Below are 1,797 nucleotides of genomic sequence, written 5' to 3'. Positions count from 1 at the left end.
AAGCGCTCGCGCTGGCCGGCCAGTTTGACGATACGGCGTCGCTCGACGAGCGCGACCACTGGTATCGCGTCGAACTGCGCGGACACGGGCCGCGCGTGCTGCGCTTTCACGGGCTCGCGACGCTCGCCGAGGCATGGCTCGACAACACGCCGATCCTGCGCTCGGACAGCATGTTCGTCGCGCACGACGTGCCCGTGTCGCTCGACGGCACACACCGGCTCATCCTCTGCTTCCGCGCCCTCGCGCCGCACCTGCGCGACGCGCGCGCGTCGCGCCGTGCACGCTGGCGCACGCGGCTGGCCGAACCGGCGACGCTGCGTACCGTTCGCACGTCGCTGCTCGGGCACATGCCCGGCTGGTTTCCGCGCTGCGTGCCGACCGGACCGTGGCGGCCCGTCGACGTGCTCGACCCGGCCGACGGCCCGGTCCTCGTCCATTGCGACCTGCATGCGCGCCTCGACGGCGACACCGGCTGGCTCGATGCGGAACTCGCGTTCGCCGCTCCGCTGCCCGATGCGTTCGCGGCCCGGCTGTCGTGCGGCGAGCACCACGCGACGCTCGAACGCATTGGCGCCGACCGGCTGCATGCGAGCGTCGCGGTGCCGAACGTGCGCCGCTGGTGGCCGCACACGCACGGCGAGCCGGTGCTCTACGACGTCGCGCTGCACATCGGCGCCGAACGTCGGCCGCTCGGTGCGACGGGTTTCCGCACGATCGAACCGGACGCGGGCGACGACGGCAAGGGGTTCGGGCTGCGCGTGAATGGCGTGCGCGTATTCGCACGCGGTGCATGCTGGAGCAGCGCCGCCCCGCTCGCGCTGCACGCGGACGACGCGACCTATGGCCATTTGCTCGGGCACGCGCGCGACGCCGGTTTCAACATGATTCGCGTCGGCGGCACGATGACCTACGAGGCCGACGCATTCCATGCGTGGTGCGACCGGCTCGGGCTGCTGGTCTGGCAGGACTTCATGTTCGCGAACTTCGACTACGCGCTCGACGATCTTGCGCTCGCGGACGCTGTCGATCGCGAAGCCGAACAGTTCCTCACGCGCCACCGCGCGTCGCCGTCGCTCGCGGTGCTGTGCGGCGGCAGCGAGATCGCCCAGCAAGCCGCGATGTCGGGGCTCGGGCCGAAGCAGCGCTTCCTCGAACTGACCGCCGAGCGCCTCGCCGGCCATGCGGCGGCACGGCGGCCCGACGCGCTTTACGTCCCCGACTCGCCGGACGGCGGCGCACTGCCGTTCCTGCCGCGCGAGCGCGTGTCGCACTACTACGGCGTCGGCGCGTACCTGCGCCCGCTCGACGACGCGCGCCGCGCCGACGTACGCTTTGCGAGCGAGTGCCTCGCGTTCGCGAACGTGCCGTGCGACGCGATGCTCGCGAGCCTCGGCTGGCCCGGCGTTCATGAGCCGCGCTGGAAGGCGGCCGTGCCGCGCGACCCCGGCACATCGTGGGATTTCGACGATATTCGCGATCACTATCTGCAGACGCTGTACGACGTGGTGCCCGACCGCCTGCGACGCGAGGATCCGTCGCGCTACTTCGAGCTGTCGCGCGCGGCGATCGCGGACCTGATGCGCGACACCTTCGCCGAATGGCGGCGCACCGGCTCGCGCTGCGCGGGAGCGCTCGTCTGGCAGTTCCAGGACGTGATGCCGGGCGCCGGGTGGGGCTTGATCGATGCCACGCATCGGCCGAAATCGGCGTGGTATGCGCTGCGCCAGGTGCTTCAGCCGGTGCAGGTCCTGCTCGTCGACGAAGGGCTGAACGGCCTCGACGTGCATGTGATCAACA

The 1,797-nt window shown here is 71.3% G+C and carries 1 protein-coding gene; it reads left to right on the top strand.

Annotated elements, in window-relative coordinates; all coding sequences use genetic code 11:
- Positions 1-1,797: glycoside hydrolase family 2 protein (locus tag F3J14_RS34735; RefSeq protein ID WP_166726732.1), on the top strand; the 1,797-nt coding region annotated here is incomplete at both ends.

The organism is Burkholderia sp. Tr-862 (assembly GCF_011753085.1).
Classification (GTDB): Bacteria; Pseudomonadota; Gammaproteobacteria; order Burkholderiales; family Burkholderiaceae; genus Burkholderia; species Burkholderia ambifaria.
Note: the sequence above shows the minus strand (reverse complement) of the source record. Positions and strands in the feature narration are given on the sequence as shown.